The following is a 19,321-nucleotide window of genomic DNA, read 5'->3' as shown; positions in this document are numbered from 1 at the left end:
ATTCGGACCGAGGAGTAAGCCAGTGCCCCAGCCTTCTCAGCCGCTGCGCTCGCTCGGCTTCCTCACGATCGGGTTGTTCGACGAAGACGATCCCGCGCGAGGGCACGAATCGACGTTGAGCATCATCGAACTCGGCGAGCGCCTGGGCTTCGACAGTGCGTGGCTTCGCCACCGACATCTGCAGTACGGAATTTCTTCACCGATTGCTGTGATGGCCGCGGCCTCGCAGCGCACCCACCGGGTAGCGCTCGGTACGGCGGTGACCCCGTTGGGCTGGGAGAACCCGCTGCGCTTGGCCGAGGATCTCGCGACGGTCGACGTGCTCTCGGGAGGACGGATCAATCCCGGTGTCAGCGTCGGTCCACCGATGCAGTTCGAGCGCGTCAAGCACTCGCTCTATCCCGACACCGCGAACGACGAGGATTTCGGGTACGGACGGGTATCGAGGTTGCTCGGTTTCGTGGCCGGTGAGCCGGCGTCGACGTGGGCGGGAACAGAAGGAATCGAATCGTATTCCGATCGTGTGCAACCGCATTCGCCCGGTCTGCGTAGTCGGATGTGGTACGGCGGAGCAAGCCTTCGCTCGGCGCAGTGGGCTGGTGAGAACGAGATGAATCTTCTGGTGAGCAGCGTGGTGCGCGCCGAGGAGTCGACCGAGTTCGACGAGATTCAGCTCTCGCACATCCGCACGTTCCGGCAGTTCCACCCGGCAGGGCGCGATGCGAGGGTGTCGCAGGGACTGGTCGTGATTCCGACCGACAACGCCAGTGCCACTCAGGTCGCCAAGTACGAGGAGTATGCGCGGGCCCGATCGGCGCGCACGCACGAGCCGCAGGGCCCGGCGCGGATGATGTTCGCACCCGACCTCGTCGGTACCTCGGATCACATTGCCGAGCAGCTGTATGCCAACAAGTCGTTTCGTGAGGTGGACGAGGTGGCGTTCGCTCTGCCGTTCAGCTTCGACCACGAGGACTACGTACAGATCCTCACCGACATGGCACTCGAGCTGGGTCCGGCCCTGGGGTGGAGGCCGGCACAGCAATGAGGACGATCGACCGTACGGCCGATCGTCCTCATCGGTGAGTGCTGAGCGGGGTGACTATCCGCCGGTGATGGGGGAGTTGTACGCACACGGGATCGACTTCGTGGGGAAGCCCTTCGGATCCAGTGCGTTCTTCACAATTCCGATCGCGCGCTCCGAGACGGAGATCGACAGGTGGTCGGACAGGTCGATTCCGCAGCCGTCCTGCAGGGTGACGTTGTTGACCGTGGCACCGGGGCCTGCGGTGAGGAACGTCGTCTTGTAGGGGGTGACGACCTCGTCGTACTTGGTGCCGATCACGGTGTACTTGATACCGGGGTCGGTGTCACCGCCGACAGCCAGCGCCTTGACCAGCGGAGAGTCGATGACCTGGTCGGAGGCAGCGGGGCCGGCGATCGCACCGACGACGCCGAGCACGTTCAGACCCAGATTGTTGATGGTGCGACCGAGCGTGCCGATTCCGACCAGCGTGGTGCCGTGGTTCGAGCCGGCGACGCTGACGACGGTGTTCACCTTGTTCTTGGTGGGATCGGCCAGGTTGGCACCGCCCTCGAAGCGAAGGTACTGACGGGTGACGAGGCCACCCTGAGAGTGACCGACGATGTCGACCTGAGCGGAGCCGGTAGCGGCCCGAACTGCGTCTATGTAGGTCGCGATTTCCTTGGCGCTCGAAGCGACGGAGTCCGTGCCGCGCAGCGACTTGATGTGACCGATGGCGCTGGAGTCCGTGTCACCGTAGTTCAGGGCGAAGACGCAGTAGCCCTCCTTCTTCAGCGCAGGCGACATCCGAGCGAAGTTGTTGAACGCGTTCTCCCAGGTGCCGTGCAACAGGACAACCGGTCGCGGATGCGCTGCCGAAGGCTTGCAGTTCCAGTCGTTGGCCCCCTGCGGTGCCACGTCGGGATTGACGACGCTGTACAGGAAGCCGGCGAGGAAGTTGGTGAATACCGGTCCGTAGCCCTTCGTCTCGGTCTTCGGATCGTAGGTGCTGGTCGCAGGAAGAGCGGAGTCGAGACTCGGAGGAACGATGCCCTGGTCGGAGGCCTTGGGTGACGCTTCGGTCGGTGCGGGCGGGATGACGTCCTCGCCCTGCACGGTGGCGGGCGGAGCGGGAGCGGCGGGAGCGGCAAGTGCTGCCGAACCGGTACCGAGGGCAAGCGAGCACGCCATTGCCGCGATCATTGCAGCGCGCACAGTGGTGGCTTTCCGTGTTGCGCGGAAAGTGGACCGAGAAGTGGTCATGGAGCCTGACTTTCGACGAGGGTTGTTGGACAAGCCGGAACAGTAGGCGCGGATTTCGGTCGATTACGGCCTCCGGCCTGGCGTTTGGAATCTGCCCGTAACCGCTGCGTCATTTGTGAGATGACGTCACAAGTGACTTGGGCCACCTCGATTCAGGATGCGATGCCGGATATATTGACCAAAACAATCCGTAGGTTTGATTATTGTTCTACGGTTCGTGTGTTCGCTTCTCCGTTCGGTAGTTCAGCGGGTGCAGAAGAGAGCGACGCACGGGGTCGATGCCGCAGCGGGTGGGTGCCGAGCCGATACGACAGACCAACCTGTTACGGGTTTCGAGTGCGAGGGGTGGAGTCGGGTGACCACGACAGAGAGCGTGCGCGTGCCACAGGAGGATTACGTGGGCGGGCGACGTGCATCCGATCGCTTGCGGACGCCGCGAGAGACGGCAGCCCGGATGTTGGATCAGGACATCGGGGAGCCGGAGGACACTCCACCGCCCCGGGACTGTGCTCGCGGTGAGCTCGACGACATGACGACCACCTGTTGCGAACTGGCAACGGGGGTCCTGGAATCAGGCCGTCTACCGATAGCGGGTGCGATGGACATCTTTCGTGATGCCGCAACCAGGTGGGCCCGCGACGGTGTCCCGCTCGGACGGATCCAGCACGCGATCAACGAGGGCTGCGCACTGGGTTTGCGCACTGCCCCACGCTCGGTCGACGAGAACGCCGATGCTCCGATGGTCGACGGCACCGTGTTGATCATGGAGCTCCTCGACGCAGTCACCGAATCCGTCTCCGATGCCTACCTCGCGGAATTTCGCACACTGACGCAGAACGGTCCCCGCCACGACGCGGAACTGCTCGACGCGCTGCTGACCGGCGACGGGACGGCCCGCAAGATCGCCGATCGAATGGGCGCACTGCTCGCCGAGGACTATCACGTGGTGGCTCTGCACTTCCCGGCCCACGCCGACGATGGTGCCCGCCGGAGTGACGCAGGCATGATGGCAGCCCGCAAACTGCGCAGAATCCATGGTGCTCTGGCAACGCTGGACGCGGACTGTGCGCCGATCGCATCCGTCAGCGCTACCGGTGGAACCGTTCTGCTGCCCGATATTCCCGGTGTCGACGTCGACGAACTGGTCGGTCGTTTCGCAGACGGCGGGCAGATGGCCGTTACCGCGACCACTGCGTCGGCAGCGATCGACGACATCGCTGCTACCGCACCTCATCTGTACGAGCTGCTGAGTCTCGTTCGTCGGCTGCGATACTCGCCGGGAACGTATCGGATTGCGGATCTGGTGTTCGAGTATCAGGTGAGCAGGCCGGGTCTGGGCCGCAAGCACCTCGTGACGCTGATCGATCCGCTACGCGATTCGGTCGATCTGTTGCCGACGCTGCAGGCCTTCGTCGAATCGGACTCCAACCGAAAGAAGACGGCCACCTGGCTCACGGTGCACCCCAACACGGTCGACTACCGACTCAAGCGTGTGGAGCAGCTCACCGGACTGGATCCGATGAAGCCGTCAGGATTGCGTCGACTACACGCGGCTCTGATCGCCGACCGCCTCGAGGCACGCCGCGCGCCGGTGGACGAGCGAATATCGTGACCGTGTCGGACGGCGCGGTGCTGGCAGCATCGGCGGCGCTCGATTCGGTCGAGTCGGTGGCTGCGATGTTTCAGCCCGTCGTCGAACTGTCGACCGGGGCGGTCGTCGGCTACGAGGCGCTCGCCAGGTGGCCCTCTCCCAGCCTGGCCGTTCCCGAGGCCGTGTTCGCCCTCGCCCGCGAGCGCGGCATGGTGGGCCGTGTGGACGTCGCATGCCGGGCGGCCGCGTTGCGGGCGGCTCGTGAGCGCGCGTACTCACGCAGAGTGCGATTCTTCCTCAACATCGAGCCGGGCTGCTTCGTCGACGAACGGGATGTCGACATCCACCTCGATGCGATCGGCAACGATCTCGACGTGGTCCTCGAGATCACCGAGCGAGACCTCGATCGAAACGTACCGATGCTGATGGCGCTGGTTCGAGGTGCTCGCGCACGCGGGATGTCGGTGGCGATGGACGACGTGGGTGCGACCCCGGCGACACTCGGTCTGCTGGCGTCGGTCGCGCCGGACATCGTCAAACTCGACGCGTCGATCGTCCGGTCGCCGTACCGATCGCGTACTGCGATGCGGCAGGTGCGAGATTATCTGCACACGAGCGACGCAACTCTGCTGGCGGAAGGAATCGAGACTCGTCGGCATCTGCGTCGTGCCATGGCATTGGGCGCGACCCTGGGGCAGGGCTGGCTGTTCGGCCGGCCGATGCCGCTCCCGAATCCGCCGATCTGACGCCGGTGATGGGGCACAGACCAAGGACCCCGCATCTCGAACAGCTCGAGATGCGGGGTCTTGGTCGACCGAACCGAAAAATCAGTTCGTGAACTTGTCCTTGATGTTGCCTGCAGCGTCGGAGACGTCGTCGCCGACCTGCTTGGTCTTACCCGAAGCCTGATCCTTTGCGCCTTCGGCAGCAAGATCGTCGTTGTCGGTCTTGTGGCCGATCTTTTCCTTGGCTTCGCCCACCAGCTCTTCGGCCTTGTGCTTTGCCTTGTCGATGAAATCAGCCATGTGAACTCCTCGAAATAGATTGTCCTACCTGTTCGCAGAGAGCTATACCCACGATCGGACGCGGTAATCCCCGTTGTGGGTGCGGTTGTACGGATGCGATCCGGGTAACCGTCGACCATGAACTCAGACAGCGACGCCACGCCCGCCCACGAGACACCGTCTCCGGAGCATCGGCGTCCGAGCGGTGTGAACGACGCGACCGTGGCCGCGGTGGGCAAGATGTCCGAGGCGCTCGAGTGCGTCGAGCGGGCCCGCGGGCACCTCTATTCGTTCCATCAACTGATGGGCCACTCCGACCTGCTGCTCGGAGAAGCCGTCGAGGCACTCGCCGAAGCAGATCACGATGCGATCGCCCAGCGAATCGGCGACGACATGATCGGCAGGAACATCGCACCCGGACGCTGGACGTTCCAGCTCGTCGAGGAATTCGACGACGGCTACTGGAGTCCGCTGCGCGAACACGAGCGGGCGGTGCGAGACGAACTGCTCGACGGTCGCCGCCACATCTTCGAGGCAGAGATGAAAGAGCAGCGTCGTACCCATGGCCGCCGCGGGCACGAGGCCAGGCCGTCCGACTGACGGCACTCGGACAAAAAGCACCGACCCCGCCGGTGACGGCGGGGTCGGTGCTGGTGTCGAGAAGGTCTAGCCTGCTTGAATTGCCGCGTCGACCTCGCTGGTTGCGCTCGCGGTGGACAGCTGCCCGCCGGAGTTCTCCAGGTGCGCGCGAACGAACCAGTGGAACAGTTCGAGCTGGGCGCTCTGGCCGATGAGCATGTCCTCGGTGATGGGGTCGATGTCACCGACCTCTTCGATGTTCTTGCGAGTGGTCTCGATGACGCCGGTGTAGACCAGATCGAGAGCTCCGAGGTGCTCGATGGCCGTTGCGCGTCCGATCGAGTAGTCGTCCCAGCTACGTTCGGAGACGATGGTGCCGGGCGTGCCCTTGGCCGAGGAGCCGAGGGTTGCGATGCGCTCGGCGACGTCGTCCGCGAAACCGCGCACTGCCTCGACCTGCGGGTCGAGCATCTCGTGTACCGAGATGAAGTTGGGTCCGACGACATTCCAGTGAATGTGCTTGAGCGTCAGGTGTAGGTCGTTGTACGCGTTCAGTCGATCTTGCAAGATCTCGGCGACGCGCGCGCCCTTTTCCGAGGTGAGTCCGGGAACGGTGTACGAGTTCTTTTCAGCCATGATCAGTGTTTGCCCCAACGCCCCGGAACACAAACATGCCCCGCCGAACTGATCGGCGGGGCATGTGTCGTGCGGTGCTAGGACTTGTCGAGTCTCGGTGAATCCGTACCCGACGTTCCCGTCGACGAGGAGCCGGCGGTGGATGTTCCGTCCGTCGGGTCGACGATCGGGCTGTCGGCCGCGGCCCTGTCGATCGCGTCGGCGCTGTCTTCCTCCGGGGGATTCTTCAGGCTCAGGATGATCGAGCCTGCCAGGACCACGATGATGACCACCAGGCTGACCAGAGACGGGATCTCGGGGATCGACGTGCTGATCACCTTGTGTCCGGCCTGGAGAATCAGCTTGACGCCGATGAAGGCGAGGATGATTGCCAGACCCTTGGACAGGTAGTGGAACTTCTCGAGCAACCCTGCGAGCAAGAAGTACAGGGCACGCAGTCCGAGGATGGCGAACGCGTTCGAGGAGTACACGATGAACGGGTCGTCGGTCACGGCCAGAACAGCGGGAACGCTGTCGACTGCGAACACCAGGTCGGCGGCCTCGATCGCCACTACGACGGCGAGTAGCGGCGTGGCCACCCGCTTGCCTGCTTCCTTGACGAAGAACTTGGTACCGGAGTACTCGTCCTGAACGGGGACGATCTTCTTGAGCAAGCGCACTGCGATGGAGGTGCCGGGGTCGTACGAGTCGTCCTCGTCCTTCATCAACTTGTACGCGCTGTAGAGCAGGATGGCTGCGAAGACGAACAGAACGGCGGCGAACTTGCTGACGATGGCCACACCGGCGGCCAGGAAGATGGCACGGAAGACCAGGGCACCGATGACACCGAAGAACAGCACGCGGTGCTGGTACTCACGGGGAACCTTGAAGTAGCCGAAGATCAGCGCGAAGACGAACAGGTTGTCGACGGACAGACTCTTCTCCAGCAACCACGCCGTGGTGTATTCCACGCCGGCAGTCGTGCCGAGCGTGAAGAACACGACGATGCCGAAGATGATGGCCACGCCGACCCACAGAGCGCTCCACCACGCGGCCTCCTTGAAGCCGATGATGTGAGCACCACGGTGCGCAAGCAGGTCTATTGCCAGCAGGATGAGGACGACGGCACCGAAAGCCGCCCACGCCCACCACGGAACGACGTTCATGAACGACCACCCTTACCGCTGAATTTGCTACCGAGTTGCTTCAACTTCGCCTGATTCTCCGGCTTGGTTGCGTATCTACGTGCCTGGTCGACCATCTTCTTGCCCTGTGGGCTGCGAGCGAATGTGGTCAACTTCTGTACCAATGACGACATCTGTCACATGCTCCTTGCGTTCTCGTTCCTATGATCCCGGTGGCGTTCTGGCCGAGCGTTCTGCTCGACGGGAATCGTGGGTCTTTCCGCGGGGCCCCACGACTGGTGGGTCCGACCGCGACTACTCCAGTGTGACTGTTCAGGTTCATGCAGGCAGGGTCGTTTTGCGGACATGTTTCGTCGGAATTCTTTGCCGGAACCCGGCAAGTTGGTCGACTGTACCTGTCATGACGGCAAGCGACCGCCCGGCCAGTCGAGCAGCATGGCACCGAGTACGGCTGTATGCAGCGCAAATGCCTCGACGGGGTTGCCCACATCTTGACCGGTCAAATCATGTATTCGCGACAATCTGTACGTGACCGCCCTCACCGACAAGTGCATGCGCCGCGCGGTGGACGCAGAGTTCGCGCCGGTGTCGAAGTACACCTGCAACGTTTCCAGCAACGGACCTGCACCACCGCGGGCGACCAGTAACGGCGTCAGCAACGTGTCGACCAGATCTGCGATGGCGGCCCGGTCACTGATGAGAACTCGGTAGACGAGCAGATCTCGGGCATCGACCACCGGGGTATCGAGTCCGAGCGCGGAGGCCAGTTCGAGAGCATCGAGCGCCTCCCGGTAGGACGCGGCCACGCCCCCTGCTCCTCCGCGTGGGCGACCGACCCCGATCTGCGTCCTGCCGTACTCGCCGTCGCGACGGAGGTCGACGGAGTCGGTCGGGGTGTGCGCGGACGTACCGAGGACACGTCCCGCCCTGTCGAGAACATGCTCGACGGCCTCGCGGTCGGGTGCGGGAAAGACCAGAATCAACCGGCCCTGCTTGGTTGCGACGAGCAACTCGGCGTCACCTTTGCTGCCCTGCACGCTGCGCTCGACGAGTCCGATCGCCGAGCTCGCGTCGGTGAACGGCTTGCTCGACGTGACCACCGCAACCGCGTGCGGACTCGACAGGTCAAGTCCGAATGTCTGGGCGCGTCCGAGTACCCCGGCGACGTCGGACGTTCCGGAGAGCAGATCGTCGACGAACTCGCGGCGGGCGAGTACCTCGGCACGAACGAGCGTGCGACGGGCGAGTTGAAACCCTTCGGCGAGTTCGGCCACTGCGTCGTCGACGGCCCGCAGCATCACCTCGCCTGCCGTCACTACGCCGGCCGGATTGTCGGCGGCTGCCGTCACTGCGGGCAGTTCTCGCCACAGTCGCCATGCCGAGGACAGATACATGTCGAGAAGCGCGCGCAATGCGACTCCGGCGCGCGCGGCAGCATCACCCTGTGCCCGGAACGGTCTGAGCTGTTGTCGTCTGAGCGGGACGCCGGCGTTCACCGCGTCGGTGAGGACATCGAGAAAGTTTCCGAGGAACACGACGTCGAGGCCGCCTGCGTCCGACGCAGCCAGCGCTGCGACCGTGTCGAGCCGTGCCCCGCCCTCCTGTGTGGCCATGTGTTCGCTCGTCTCCCATTCGATCGAAGGTCAATGGTAGGCATCACAGTGGCCGTCCCGAAACGAGTCGCTGCTTGAATCGAGAGATTTCGCGGCGTGTTCGATGTGCGGCAGGCACTATCTGGGAGCACAATCAGCCGATCCGCACGTTCGCCTCCACGTTGGGAGAGCCGACCATGACTTCGTCGAACAGACCTGCATCGGGTCTTCGATCACAGCTGCTACGCAAGAAGCCGATCGTGGACCCCGAACAGCACAGCAGCGGGGGGCTCGAACGCACTATCGGCACGTTCCAGCTGACGATGTTCGGCGTCGGTGCCACCATCGGCACCGGTATCTTCTTCGTGCTGTCGCTCGCCGTGCCCGAGGCCGGTCCCGCGGTGATCCTCTCGTTCCTGGCGGCAGGTATCGCGGCCGGTCTCGCCGCTATCTGTTACGCCGAAATGGCATCGGCAGTGCCGGTTTCCGGCTCGACCTACTCGTACGCCTACGTGACGATGGGTGAGGTGGTCGCGATGGGGGTCGCGGCCTGTCTGCTGCTCGAGTACGGGGTGTCGAGTGCCGCCGTCGCCGTGGGGTGGAGCGGGTATCTCAACGAGCTGCTCAACAACCTCTTCGGTTTCACCATCCCGCATGCGTTGTCCGCTGCACCGGGTGACGCCGACCCCGGGGTCATGAACCTGCCCGCGGTGGTGCTGATCGTGTTGTGCGCCGTGCTGCTCATTCGCGGTGCCAGTGAATCCGCTGCAGTCAATGCGGTCATGGTCGTCATCAAACTCGGTGTGCTCGCCCTGTTCGCGGTCGTCGGATTCTCCGCCTTCGATTCAGGGAATTTCTCCGATTTCATGCCGCTGGGTACCGCCGGTGTCACCGCTGCCGCAGGCACCATCTTCTTCTCGTTCATCGGACTCGACGCGGTGTCCACCGCGGGCGACGAGGTGAAGAATCCGCAGAAGACCATGCCGCGGGCCATCATTGCTGCGCTCATCGTCGTCATCGTCTTCTACCTCGTGGTCGCGGTGGCAGCGCTGGGGACTCAGCCGTGGACCGCCTTCGCCGGTCAGGAGGAAGCCGGCTTGGCCGAGATTCTTCGCAATGTCACCGGGCAGGCCTGGCCGGCAACGATTCTGGCTGCCGGCGCGGTCATCTCGATCTTCTCGGTGACCCTGGTGACGATGTACGGGCAGACTCGCATTCTGTTCGCCATGGGCCGAGACGGCATGTTGCCGAAGGCGTTTGCCAAAGTCAGTCCGCGCACGCACACCCCGGTCAACAACACGATCGTGGTCGCGGTGATCATCTCGATACTCGCTGCGTTCATTCCGCTCGACAAGCTGGCCGATCTGGTGTCGATCGGAACGCTCGTCGCGTTCATCGTCGTGGCGATCGGGGTGGTCGTGCTTCGTCGGACGATGCCGGACCTGGAGCGTCCGTTCAAGGTGCCGGGATACCCGGTGACGCCGGTGTTGTCGGTCGCCGCATGCGTGTACATCCTGTCGGGTCTGCGGTGGACCACGTGGTTCTGGTTCGGTCTCTGGCTCGCCGTGGTTCTCGCGTTCTACTTCCTGTGGGGTCGGCATCATTCGGCGCTCCGATCGGTTGGAAAGGACGCGGAATGAGCGTTCTGATCGCCTTCGCGCCGGGAAAAGGCAGTGTCGGTGCCCTCGATCTCGGTGCCCAACTCGCGCGGTCGTCGGGTACCGACATCGACGTTGCGACGGTGGTGCCCAAGCCGTGGTCCACGCCGTCGATGGCACGCGTCGATGCCGAGTTCGCGGATTGGGCGGCGGTGACGGCAGCCGAGTCGGAATCGAAGGCGCGCCACTACCTGGAGGACCGGGCCCCCGACATCGCAGCATCGTTCCATCGTCTGGCACACCGCTCGGTATCGACGGCGTTGACCGAAGCGGCACAGAACCTTTCGGCTTCGGTTCTGGTGCTCGGTTCCTCGGGGGACGGGGCGCTCGGGCAAGTTGTCGTCGGGTCGACCGCGGACAAGCTCCTGCACTCCTCACCGGTGACGGTAGCGCTCGCTCCACGCGGCTATCGCATGCGTGAACGTGCGACGCTGACGCGGATCACCTGCGCTTTCTCCGGTGACAGCGAGGCCTCGCGTGTGGTGGGACCCACCGCAGAGCTGGCCAGGGATGCCGGCATTCCACTGCGATTGGCGTCGTTCGTCGTCCGCGGGGCAACGATGTACCCACCCGAGGTCGGACTGCGAGCCGAGGACGATGTTGCCGCCGAGCTCGCCCGAGGGCTGAGCGAGGCACTCACTGCGGCGGTGGACGACGCTGTTGCGGTGGGACTTCCGGCCGAACAGGTGACCACCGAGTTGGCCACGGCCGGGAGTTGGCGCGAAGCCCTCGACGAACTGCACTGGCAGGACGGCGAAGTACTGACCATCGGATCGTCCGGACCGTTGGGGCCCATCGCTCGGGTGTTCCTCGGTTCGCGGGCAACGAAGATCATTCGTCACTCACCGGTACCGATCCTGGTGCTGCCGCGTCGGTGACGTTCTATCGGTTGAGGGCCAGCACCGAGAGCAGTTCGTAGGCCACGTGAGCCGCGGCGATTCCGGTGATCTCGGCGTGGTCGTACGCAGGCGCGACCTCGACGATGTCGGCACCGACCACGTTCAGTCCGACAAGTCCACGCAGCGTGTTCAACAGCTCGCGAGAGGTCATTCCCCCGGCTTCGGGAGTGCCGGTGCCGGGAGCGTGTGCTGGGTCGAGTACGTCGATGTCCACCGAGACGTAGACCGGGCCACCGTCGAGGCGACGACGCATCCGCTCGACGATGCTGGCCACGCCGTCGACCTCGTAGTCGTCGGAACGGATCACCTGGAAGCCCAGCACCCGGTCGTCCTCGAGGTCCTGCTCACTGTAGAGCGGGCCGCGGATGCCGATGTGCTGTGAGCGTTCGAGGTCGATGAGCCCTTCCTCGCTGGCTCGTCGGAACGGCGTCCCGTGTGTGTAGGGCGCACCGAAATACGTGTCCCACGTGTCGAGGTGAGCATCGAAGTGCAGCACTGCTATCGGCCCGTGGTCGCGCGCGAGCGAACGCAGGATCGGCAGTGCGATGGTGTGGTCACCGCCGAGGGTGAGAACCGACGAGCCGTCGGCGCGCAGGTCCGTCACCGCGTCGTGCACCGTGGTCAGTGCCTCGGTGATGTCGAACGGATTTACCCCGATGTCGCCGAAGTCCGCCACTTGTTGACGGGCGAAGGGCGACACCTTCAGCGCAGGGTTGTACGGCCGCAACAGTTTCGAGGCTGCGCGGATGTGACCCGGGCCGAAACGTGCCCCTGGGCGGTAACTCACGCCGGAATCGAACGGCACACCGAGGATGGTGACGTCGGCGCGAGACACCTCGTCGAGACGGGGCAGCCGCGCGAAGGTGGTCGGCTCGGCGAAGCGGGGGACCTTGGTGGCGTCGACCGGACCGATCGGGGGGTGCTCGGGATTGCTCGGGTTCATCGACAAATCCTTCCGAATTTTCAGGAGTCCGGTCACGTCGGGTCGACCAGTTCGCCCGGCAAGCGTTACTCTGATGCTCGATCTTGTCAACACGAGTTTCCTGAAAGGCGAGAGCAGTGTCCCTTGCTACGTCGGTCGTCAGCGATGCACCGCGTATCGGTGCGCGGCTCAGGGAGGCTCGGCAGAAGAAGCGGTTGACTCTGGACGCGCTCGCCGAGACGTGCGGGGTGACGAAGGGGTACCTGTCCAAGCTCGAGCGCGATCAGGTGAACGCCTCGGTTGCGTCGTTGGTGCGGGTCTGTGCTGCGCTCGACGTACCGGTCGGCTCCCTGTTCGACGATGCCCCGGCGGGTGACGTCGTACGGGCACAGTCGTTGCCGCGCATCGTCTTCGGCGGCGAGGCGATGACGGAGTATTTGTTGACTCCGGTGGGGGAACGGCGCGTCCAGGTGTTGCTGGGGGACATCGAGGAGGGCGGCGGCAGCGGAGCGGAGGCGTACACCCTGCCGTTGGACGTCACGTTCGTGCACGTGTTGTCCGGCGAGGTGCGGGTGACCTTCGAGGCCGACCCCGACGGCGGCTTCGGCGGCGACGACGTCCTGCTCGGGGCGGGCGATGCGTTCACCTTCTCGCCCAGGCGACCGCACAGTTTTCGCAGCGAGGGTAGCGGCGGTGCGCAGGTTCTGTGGGTACTGGCCCCGGCGTTGCCGGAGGAGTTGCCTGCAACGAAACAGGAGTTTTCCTCATGACCGTCACCGTGTCGCTGTTCCAAGGGCCGGAGTTGTCCGGTGATGTCGAGGCGAACCTCGCGGCGATCGACGCCGCCGCGGCGAGCGCGTCCGCGGCAGGGGCGTCCATCCTCGTCACCCCGGAGATGTCGGTCAGTGGCTACGACATCGGAGATCTCGTGCGGGAGCGCGCCGAACCGTTCGACGGTCCGATCTTCGAGCGCATCGCCGCGATCGCGCGATCTCGAGCTGTCGCAATCGTGTACGGGTATCCCGAGAGCAGCGGTGAATCCGTGTTCAATTCGGTCCAGGTGGTCGACGCATCCGGGCTGTCGATCGCGCGCTACCGCAAGACCCACCTGTTCGGTGAACTCGATCGCACGCACTTCGCTTCTGGACCGGAACTGTTGGTGCAGTTCGACTTCGGAGGTCTGCGCTGCGGCCTGCTCACCTGTTACGACGTCGAATTCCCGGAAACAGTGCGTGCGCAGGCCGATGCCGGAGCGCAATGGTTGATCGTCCCCACCGGTTTGATGACGCCGTTCGAGATCATCGCAACTCACGTGGTCCCGACGAGGGCGTACGAGAGTCAACTGTTCATCACCTACGTGAATCGCTGCGGTGCCGAGGCCAGCCTGACGTACTGCGGACTCACCTGCGCCGTCGCGCCGGACGGTACCGACATCGCCCGGGCAGATGCACACGAGGAGTTGCTGACGGTGGACTTGGATCCGGCCGAACTCGCTCGATCCCGCTCCGTCAACACCCATCTGGCCGATCGCCGCCATGATCTGTACCGGACAGTTCTCGACCCGACAGGGTCCTCGCGGCCCGAGCAGGAGACCGACCGATGACCACACCCGTCACCCCGGACAGCTCGATCGAATCCGAGGACGAACAGCCGCTCACCATGTTCGGCCCGGACTTCCCGTTCGCGTACGACGACTACCTCGCGCATCCGGCCGGTCTCGGCAGCATTCCCGACGCGGCCCTCGGTACTCAGGTCGCCGTGATCGGCGGCGGACTCGCGGGCATGGTCGTCGCCCACGAGCTGCTCAAGCTCGGGCTGGAACCGGTTGTGTACGAGTCGGATCGGATCGGCGGACGAATGCGCTCGGTGCCGTTCGACGGACACCCCGGGGTGGTGGCCGAGATGGGTGCAATGCGGTTTCCGCCGTCGTCGACCACGCTGTTCCACTACCTCGACGCCGTCGGGCTCGAGACGACGCCGTTTCCGAATCCGTTGGCAGAGGTGACACCGAGTACGGTGATCGACCTCAAGGGCGAGAGCCATTATGCGCGCAAGCTCGACGATCTTCCGCCGATCTTCGCCGAGGTTGCCGACGCGTGGAACCGCACGCTCGAGGAACACGCCGAGCTGGTTCCGCTGCAGCGCGCCATTCGCAGGCGAGACGTGGCCGAGATCAAGAGGATCTGGAACGAGCTGATCGTGAAGTTCGACGACCAGACCTTCTACGGTTTCCTCGCTGCGTCCGAGCACTTCTCGTCGTTTCGGATGCGAGAGTTGTTCGGCCAGGTGGGTTTCGGAACTGGTGGCTGGGACACCGACTATCCCAACTCGATTCTCGAGATCCTCCGCGTCGTCAGCACGGCAGCGGACGACCACCATCGAGGAATTGTCGGAGGCTCACAGCAACTGCCGATGCGGCTGTGGACCGACTCGCCCGCGAACATGGTGCACTGGCCGGCCGGCACGTCGGTGGCCTCACTGAACGGCGGCACCACGATGTCGCGTGTCACCGAGATCAGGCGCACCGACGGCGGCACCACGATCCACGACGACCGCGGCAACATCCGCACCTATGCGGCCGCCGTCGTGACGGCTCAGAGCTGGATGTTGCTCAGCAACATGAGATGTGACGACGGCCTGTTTCCCATCGATCACTGGACCGCCATCGAACGCACCCACTACATGGGGTCGACCAAGGTGTTCGCACTCGTCGATCGGCCGTTCTGGAAGGACAAGGATCCGGTCACCGGGCGAGACCTGGTCAGCATGACGCTGACCGATCGAATGAGCCGCGGCACCTACCTACTCGATCAAGGCGAGGGTAAGCCGGGGCTGATCTGCCTGTCCTACACCTGGTCCGACGATTCGCTCAAGCTGCTGGCCCTCGACCCGACCGAGCGGATGAACATCATGTTGCGCTCGCTCGAAGAGATCTACCCCGGCGTCGACTTCCGTAGCCACATCATCTCGACCCCGGTGACACTGTCCTGGGAGACCGAACGCGATTTCATGGGGGCATTCAAAGCGAACCTGCCCGGTCACTACAGGTATCAGGAACGACTGTTCACCCACTTCGTGCAGGACGAGCTGGACCCCAGGCACCGAGGGATATTCCTGGCCGGCGACGACATCTCGTGGACTGCGGGCTGGGCGGAAGGTGCGATTCATACGGCACTGAACGCAGTGTGGGGCGTCGTGCATCATCTGGGCGGTTCGTCCGCCGAGGGCAATCCGGGACCGGGCGACGTCTTCGAGGCCATCGCGCCACTTCGATTGGGGGATTAGCCCTTCGGCGGCAGCGAACGCGGTGCGCGCTCGTCGAACACGAACAGCGCCAACGCGATCGTCAACATGAGAGCCACGACCCAGATCGCTCGCAGTCCGAACAGCTCGACCGCAGCTGCGCCCAGCAGCGCGCCGCCGAGGAACCCGGAAATCACCGCACCGAACCGGCGTGCCCGCGTCCCTGCTTCGCGATCGTGGTCGACGACACGGTGAAATGCTGCCATCGCCATGCTGCGCAGATTTCCGGTAGTCATCGTGGTGTTGAAAGGCGAATCCACCAGTACGCGAAAGGTGGTCACCTGCACGCCGGCCACATGCGCGAGGATGACCGAGACGACGGCGTCGGGCACGGTTGCCGGGAGAAATCCGACGACCAGAACCACGAGGATCTCGAAGACGAGTACCGCACGGACCGGCCGCCGCACGACCTTTGCCACCGCGGGCAACGCGATGAACTCCGCTGTCGCGACGCCCAGCACGAACGCCGCCAGCGGCGGTAGAAAGGCCAGCGCGTCGATCCAGCGCCCGCCGGCGATATCGACGCCGAGCAGCACCACGTTGCCGGTCTGGGCACCTGCGAACACTCCGCCGCGAGTGACGTACGTGTAGGCGTCGAGAAAACCGCCGACTGCGGCCAGAAGTACCCCGAGTCGAACCGACTTCGCGGTAGCGACAGCGATGTGGGGTTCAGGACGTGGCGTGGTCATCGAGAAATCTTGACACAGGGCCCTTCCATCACAGCTCGACAGTTGGTTCCATTCACGTCGATGCCAGGAGTGAGAGCAACAATTCCGCGCGCACTCGTGCGGACGTCAGATCCACCGCGAGTAGTTCCTCGCATCGCGTGATCCGGTTTCGCAGCGTGTGCCGATGAACGGACAGTTGTGCAGCAGCGGTTTCCCAGTGCCCGTTGGCCTCGAGGAAAGCCCGAAGTGACGCCACCAGATCGGCGGTATGGATGCGGTCGTACTCGGCCAGCACGGCGATGGTCACCGCTGCCATGGCTCGTAACGACTCCTGCACCGGTTCGGAGGCCAGCAACATCGAACCGGTGAATTCGACGATTCGATCGTGGGATCCGGCAGCCGCGCAGGCGAGCGAGGCTTGTCGAAGCGCCGCGGGGGACTCGGTGATGTGAAGGCGGGCACTGAGGCCGACGCACGTCGATCGGGGTAACGAATCCATCATGCGTGCAACGAAGGTGGCGTCGTCGGAGCCACGGAGCAGAAGCTCGCAGCCGATGTCGGTAGTCCGGGCGAAGGTGGGCCGCCCCCGGAGCCGAGACTCTGCATCGATCGCGTCGACGATGCGCTCGGATTGTCCGCGAACCACCGCAACCCTGATGTGCGAGTCGTCGTCGGCAGCATCGGCGAGATAGCTGGGCACGTGCACATCGTCGTCCGTGGTCAGATGCCCGTCGAGGAGCAGCCCGAGCGCCAAGGTGTTGAGCCTGGACTGTTCGGCGCGCAGGCGCGCCGGTTTCTCGAGTTCGAGGGTCACCAGTGAAACGGCATGCCCGAGCAGGATCTGCTCGACTCCGGTCATCGGTCCAGCGGTGCGGATGGCCAGGAAAGTCGGTGCGCTGCCGGTGATCGGGACTGAATGCAGACTCACGGTGCGACCCGGTTCGCTCACCGAGACCGTGGCAGGTGACGCCGACGGGCGGATGCTGCGAGCGATGTCGCGGGCCTGCTCGACGAGATTCGATGCGTCCGTCGGATGGAACGACTCGGCGCGCCTACCGATCAGTGCCACCGATGTCGACGTGGCAACTGCGAGTTCCCGGACGATCGCGTCGACGCCGCCGTGCAGCGCTGCCCGCGTGATGCGGTTCTGTACCGACGCAGCGCGAACGACCTGCTCGTACTCCTGCTCGGAGATTCGCTTCATGACCGCTCGGATGACAGCAGCGAACGGAGTGTCGTAGGGAACTTCGACGACCGGCAGGCCCACCTCGTCTGCGGCGGCGAGGAGATGCTGGGGAATCGTGCTGTGGGACAAACCGATTCCGAATCCGAGGCACGCAACACCCGCGGCCGCCAGAGTTCGAACGTAGGTCCCGAGCGCGGGACCGTCGGAGTCGAAGCCCAGTCCGGTCGTCAGAATCAACTCGCCGCCCGACAGCCAGGGGCTGGGGTCGGTGAGCTCGGTTGCCTGCGCGAAGGTGATGGACGCAGAACTGCGCTCGGGTCCGCCGCGATGACTCAGTCGAAGGTGTCGCTGCCTCAGCAGCCAGGACATCTGCACGCTCACATGTCGCACTGTAATCCTGGGGTCGACGAAAAGGAGTGTGATCGGCTCGTGGGATGGACGAAATGGCAACTGACCCGGCGATCGAGCAGTCGCATACTTGCTGAAACAGCCCAGACGAAAGGTGCGACCATGGCCTCGATCGAGTACCGACTTCCGCAGGAGCGCAAGATCGTCACCGCGTTCCCCGGACCGAAGTCGTCGGCATTGGCGGAGCGCCGCAAGGCTGTCGTCGGTGCAGGCGTGGCGTCCACCCTGCCGGTCTACGTGGCCGACGCAGACGGCGGCGTCGTCGTCGATGTGGACGGCAACTCGCTGATCGATCTCGGTGCCGGAATTGCCGTGACGACCGTCGGTGCTTCGAATCCGGCCGTTGTTGCCGCCGTGCAGGATCAGGTCGCCCACTTCACCCACACCTGCTTCATGATCGCGCCCTACGAGGGTTACATCGCGGTCGCCGAGAAGTTGGCCGAACTCACCCCAGGAGATCACGACAAGCGCACCGTCCTGTTCAACAGCGGTGCCGAGGCAGTCGAGAACGCAGTGAAGATCGCTCGGCACGCCACCGGACGCTCGGCCGTCGTCGTGTTCGATCACGCCTACCACGGCCGCACCAACCTGACGATGGCACTGACCTCGAAGTCGATGCCGTACAAGAGTGGCTTCGGGCCGTTCGCTCCCGAGGTCTATCGGGCCCCGATGTCCTACCCGTTCCGCGAAGGTCTGAACTCCGACGGTTCCTCGGTTACCGGCGCGCAGGCCGCGGCACGGGCGATCTCCGTCATCGAAAAGCAGGTCGGTGCAGCCAATCTCGCGGCCATCCTCATCGAGCCGATTCAGGGTGAGGGCGGTTTCGTCGTGCCGGCCGACGGCTTCCTGCCGGCACTGGCGAACTGGGCGCGCGAGAACGACGTCGTCTTCATCGCCGACGAGGTGCAATCCGGATTCACCCGGACCGGTGCCTGGTTTGCCAGTGAGCACGAGGGAGTCGTGCCGGACCTGATCACCATGGCGAAGGGCATCGCGGGCGGGATGCCGCTGGCCGCGGTCACCGGTCGCGCCGACCTGATCGACGCCGTGCATCCGGGTGGACTCGGTGGGACGTACGGCGGCAACCCCGTCGCCTGCGCCGCTGCCTTGGCGTCGATCGAGCAGATGGAGACGCTCGACCTCAATGCCCGCGCCCGCGATATCGAACGCATCGTGCTCGACCGGCTGCACGCGTTGACTCCGGACGTCTCCATCATCGGTGACATTCGCGGACGCGGAGCCATGCTGGCCGTCGAACTGGTCGTACCCGGTGGACACGAACCCAATCCCGAGGCCACCAAAGCCGTTGCGGCTGCGGCACTCGAGGCCGGGGTCATCGTGCTGACGTGCGGTACCTACGGCAACGTCATCCGCCTGCTGCCACCCCTCGTGATCTCCGACGAGCTGTTGGACGACGCGCTCACGGTCCTCGAAGGTGCGCTTCGCTCAGTGGCACAGGGGAACTGA

At 64.4% G+C, this 19,321-nt stretch carries 19 protein-coding genes; 10 read left to right on the top strand and 9 right to left on the bottom strand.

From position 1 onward, the window contains the following. The first annotated feature begins 22 nt into the window (after window positions 1-22). Window positions 23-1,045 (top strand): LLM class flavin-dependent oxidoreductase, encoded by a 1,023-nt coding sequence (locus tag CH294_RS01550; RefSeq protein WP_094736784.1) that lies wholly within the window; start codon window positions 23-25, stop codon window positions 1,043-1,045. 54 nt (window positions 1,046-1,099) lie between these two features. Here the strand turns inward: CH294_RS01550 and CH294_RS01545 are convergent, their stop codons facing one another. Further along, window positions 1,100-2,284 (bottom strand): alpha/beta fold hydrolase, encoded by a 1,185-nt coding sequence (locus CH294_RS01545; RefSeq protein ID WP_032404755.1) that lies wholly within the window; start codon window positions 2,282-2,284, stop codon window positions 1,100-1,102. A 355-nt stretch (window positions 2,285-2,639) separates the two neighbouring features. On the opposite strand from CH294_RS01545, the gene CH294_RS01540 reads away from it, so the two are divergent. After that, complete coding sequence (locus tag CH294_RS01540; RefSeq protein WP_094736783.1) at window positions 2,640-3,896, top strand: helix-turn-helix domain-containing protein; 1,257 nt, start codon at window positions 2,640-2,642, stop codon at window positions 3,894-3,896. Then, window positions 3,893-4,621, top strand: coding sequence for an EAL domain-containing protein (locus CH294_RS01535; RefSeq protein ID WP_249304976.1), 729 nt, complete (start codon window positions 3,893-3,895; stop codon window positions 4,619-4,621). The genes CH294_RS01540 and CH294_RS01535 overlap by 4 nt, the downstream gene beginning before the upstream one ends. An 81-nt stretch (window positions 4,622-4,702) precedes the next feature. On the opposite strand, the gene CH294_RS01530 is transcribed toward CH294_RS01535, so the two are convergent. Then, entirely contained in the window at window positions 4,703-4,900 is a 198-nt protein-coding gene (locus tag CH294_RS01530; RefSeq protein ID WP_027496220.1) for a CsbD family protein, read from the bottom strand. A gap of 117 nt (window positions 4,901-5,017) precedes the next feature. On the opposite strand from CH294_RS01530, the gene CH294_RS01525 reads away from it, so the two are divergent. After that, the gene (locus CH294_RS01525; protein WP_094736782.1) at window positions 5,018-5,479 is read left to right on the top strand and encodes a hypothetical protein; all 462 of its coding nucleotides are present in this window, start codon (window positions 5,018-5,020) and stop codon (window positions 5,477-5,479) included. Between the two features lie 66 nt (window positions 5,480-5,545). Here the strand turns inward: CH294_RS01525 and CH294_RS01520 are convergent, their stop codons facing one another. The 4 genes from CH294_RS01520 to CH294_RS01510 form a co-directional block, all read right to left on the bottom strand. After that, on the bottom strand, window positions 5,546-6,094 hold the full coding sequence (locus CH294_RS01520) for a DNA starvation/stationary phase protection protein (protein ID WP_037149645.1): 549 nt from the start codon (window positions 6,092-6,094) through the stop codon (window positions 5,546-5,548). Window positions 6,095-6,171: 77 nt separating this feature from the next. Beyond that, entirely contained in the window at window positions 6,172-7,239 is a 1,068-nt protein-coding gene (locus CH294_RS01515) for a TerC family protein (protein WP_032404759.1), read from the bottom strand. After that, window positions 7,236-7,391, bottom strand: a complete 156-nt coding sequence (locus tag CH294_RS27340; protein ID WP_165430199.1) for a hypothetical protein — start codon at window positions 7,389-7,391, stop codon at window positions 7,236-7,238. The genes CH294_RS01515 and CH294_RS27340 overlap by 4 nt, the downstream gene beginning before the upstream one ends. 225 nt (window positions 7,392-7,616) lie before the next feature. After that, window positions 7,617-8,831, bottom strand: a complete 1,215-nt coding sequence (locus CH294_RS01510) for a helix-turn-helix domain-containing protein (RefSeq protein WP_032376564.1) — start codon at window positions 8,829-8,831, stop codon at window positions 7,617-7,619. 176 nt (window positions 8,832-9,007) lie between these two features. Here CH294_RS01510 and CH294_RS01505 point away from each other — a divergent pair, with 176 nt between their 5' ends. Together CH294_RS01505 and CH294_RS01500 are read left to right on the top strand one after the other, a co-directional pair. Beyond that, the gene (locus CH294_RS01505; RefSeq protein ID WP_032405056.1) at window positions 9,008-10,450 is read left to right on the top strand and encodes an amino acid permease; all 1,443 of its coding nucleotides are present in this window, start codon (window positions 9,008-9,010) and stop codon (window positions 10,448-10,450) included. After that, complete coding sequence (locus CH294_RS01500) at window positions 10,447-11,346, top strand: universal stress protein (protein WP_032376565.1); 900 nt, start codon at window positions 10,447-10,449, stop codon at window positions 11,344-11,346. Before CH294_RS01505 ends, CH294_RS01500 begins: the two co-directional genes overlap by 4 nt. 4 nt (window positions 11,347-11,350) lie before the next feature. On the opposite strand, the gene speB is transcribed toward CH294_RS01500, so the two are convergent. Then, complete coding sequence (speB, locus tag CH294_RS01495; protein ID WP_032405057.1) at window positions 11,351-12,310, bottom strand: agmatinase; 960 nt, start codon at window positions 12,308-12,310, stop codon at window positions 11,351-11,353. 116 nt (window positions 12,311-12,426) lie between these two features. Here speB and CH294_RS01490 point away from each other — a divergent pair, with 116 nt between their 5' ends. The 3 genes from CH294_RS01490 to CH294_RS01480 are packed head-to-tail and all read left to right on the top strand — an operon-like array spanning window position 12,427 to window position 15,574. Next, the gene (locus CH294_RS01490) at window positions 12,427-13,059 is read left to right on the top strand and encodes an XRE family transcriptional regulator (RefSeq protein ID WP_094736781.1); all 633 of its coding nucleotides are present in this window, start codon (window positions 12,427-12,429) and stop codon (window positions 13,057-13,059) included. Next, entirely contained in the window at window positions 13,056-13,892 is an 837-nt protein-coding gene (locus tag CH294_RS01485; protein WP_094736780.1) for a carbon-nitrogen hydrolase family protein, read from the top strand. The genes CH294_RS01490 and CH294_RS01485 overlap by 4 nt, the downstream gene beginning before the upstream one ends. Next, entirely contained in the window at window positions 13,889-15,574 is a 1,686-nt protein-coding gene (locus tag CH294_RS01480; RefSeq protein ID WP_094736779.1) for an NAD(P)/FAD-dependent oxidoreductase, read from the top strand. Before CH294_RS01485 ends, CH294_RS01480 begins: the two co-directional genes overlap by 4 nt. On the opposite strand, the gene CH294_RS01475 is transcribed toward CH294_RS01480, so the two are convergent. Together CH294_RS01475 and CH294_RS01470 are read right to left on the bottom strand one after the other, a co-directional pair. Then, complete coding sequence (locus CH294_RS01475) at window positions 15,571-16,281, bottom strand: YoaK family protein (RefSeq protein ID WP_094736778.1); 711 nt, start codon at window positions 16,279-16,281, stop codon at window positions 15,571-15,573. The genes CH294_RS01480 and CH294_RS01475 overlap by 4 nt on opposite strands. Before the next feature lie 52 nt (window positions 16,282-16,333). Beyond that, window positions 16,334-17,827 (bottom strand): PucR family transcriptional regulator, encoded by a 1,494-nt coding sequence (locus CH294_RS01470; RefSeq protein WP_094736777.1) that lies wholly within the window; start codon window positions 17,825-17,827, stop codon window positions 16,334-16,336. A 129-nt stretch (window positions 17,828-17,956) separates the two neighbouring features. Here CH294_RS01470 and gabT point away from each other — a divergent pair, with 129 nt between their 5' ends. Further along, window positions 17,957-19,321, top strand: coding sequence for a 4-aminobutyrate--2-oxoglutarate transaminase (gene gabT, locus CH294_RS01465; protein ID WP_037149642.1), 1,365 nt, complete (start codon window positions 17,957-17,959; stop codon window positions 19,319-19,321).

It is taken from the genome of Rhodococcus sp. 14-2483-1-1 (genome assembly GCF_002259335.1).
Taxonomy (GTDB): domain Bacteria; phylum Actinomycetota; class Actinomycetes; order Mycobacteriales; family Mycobacteriaceae; genus Rhodococcoides.
Note: the sequence above shows the minus strand (reverse complement) of the source record. Positions and strands in the feature narration are given on the sequence as shown.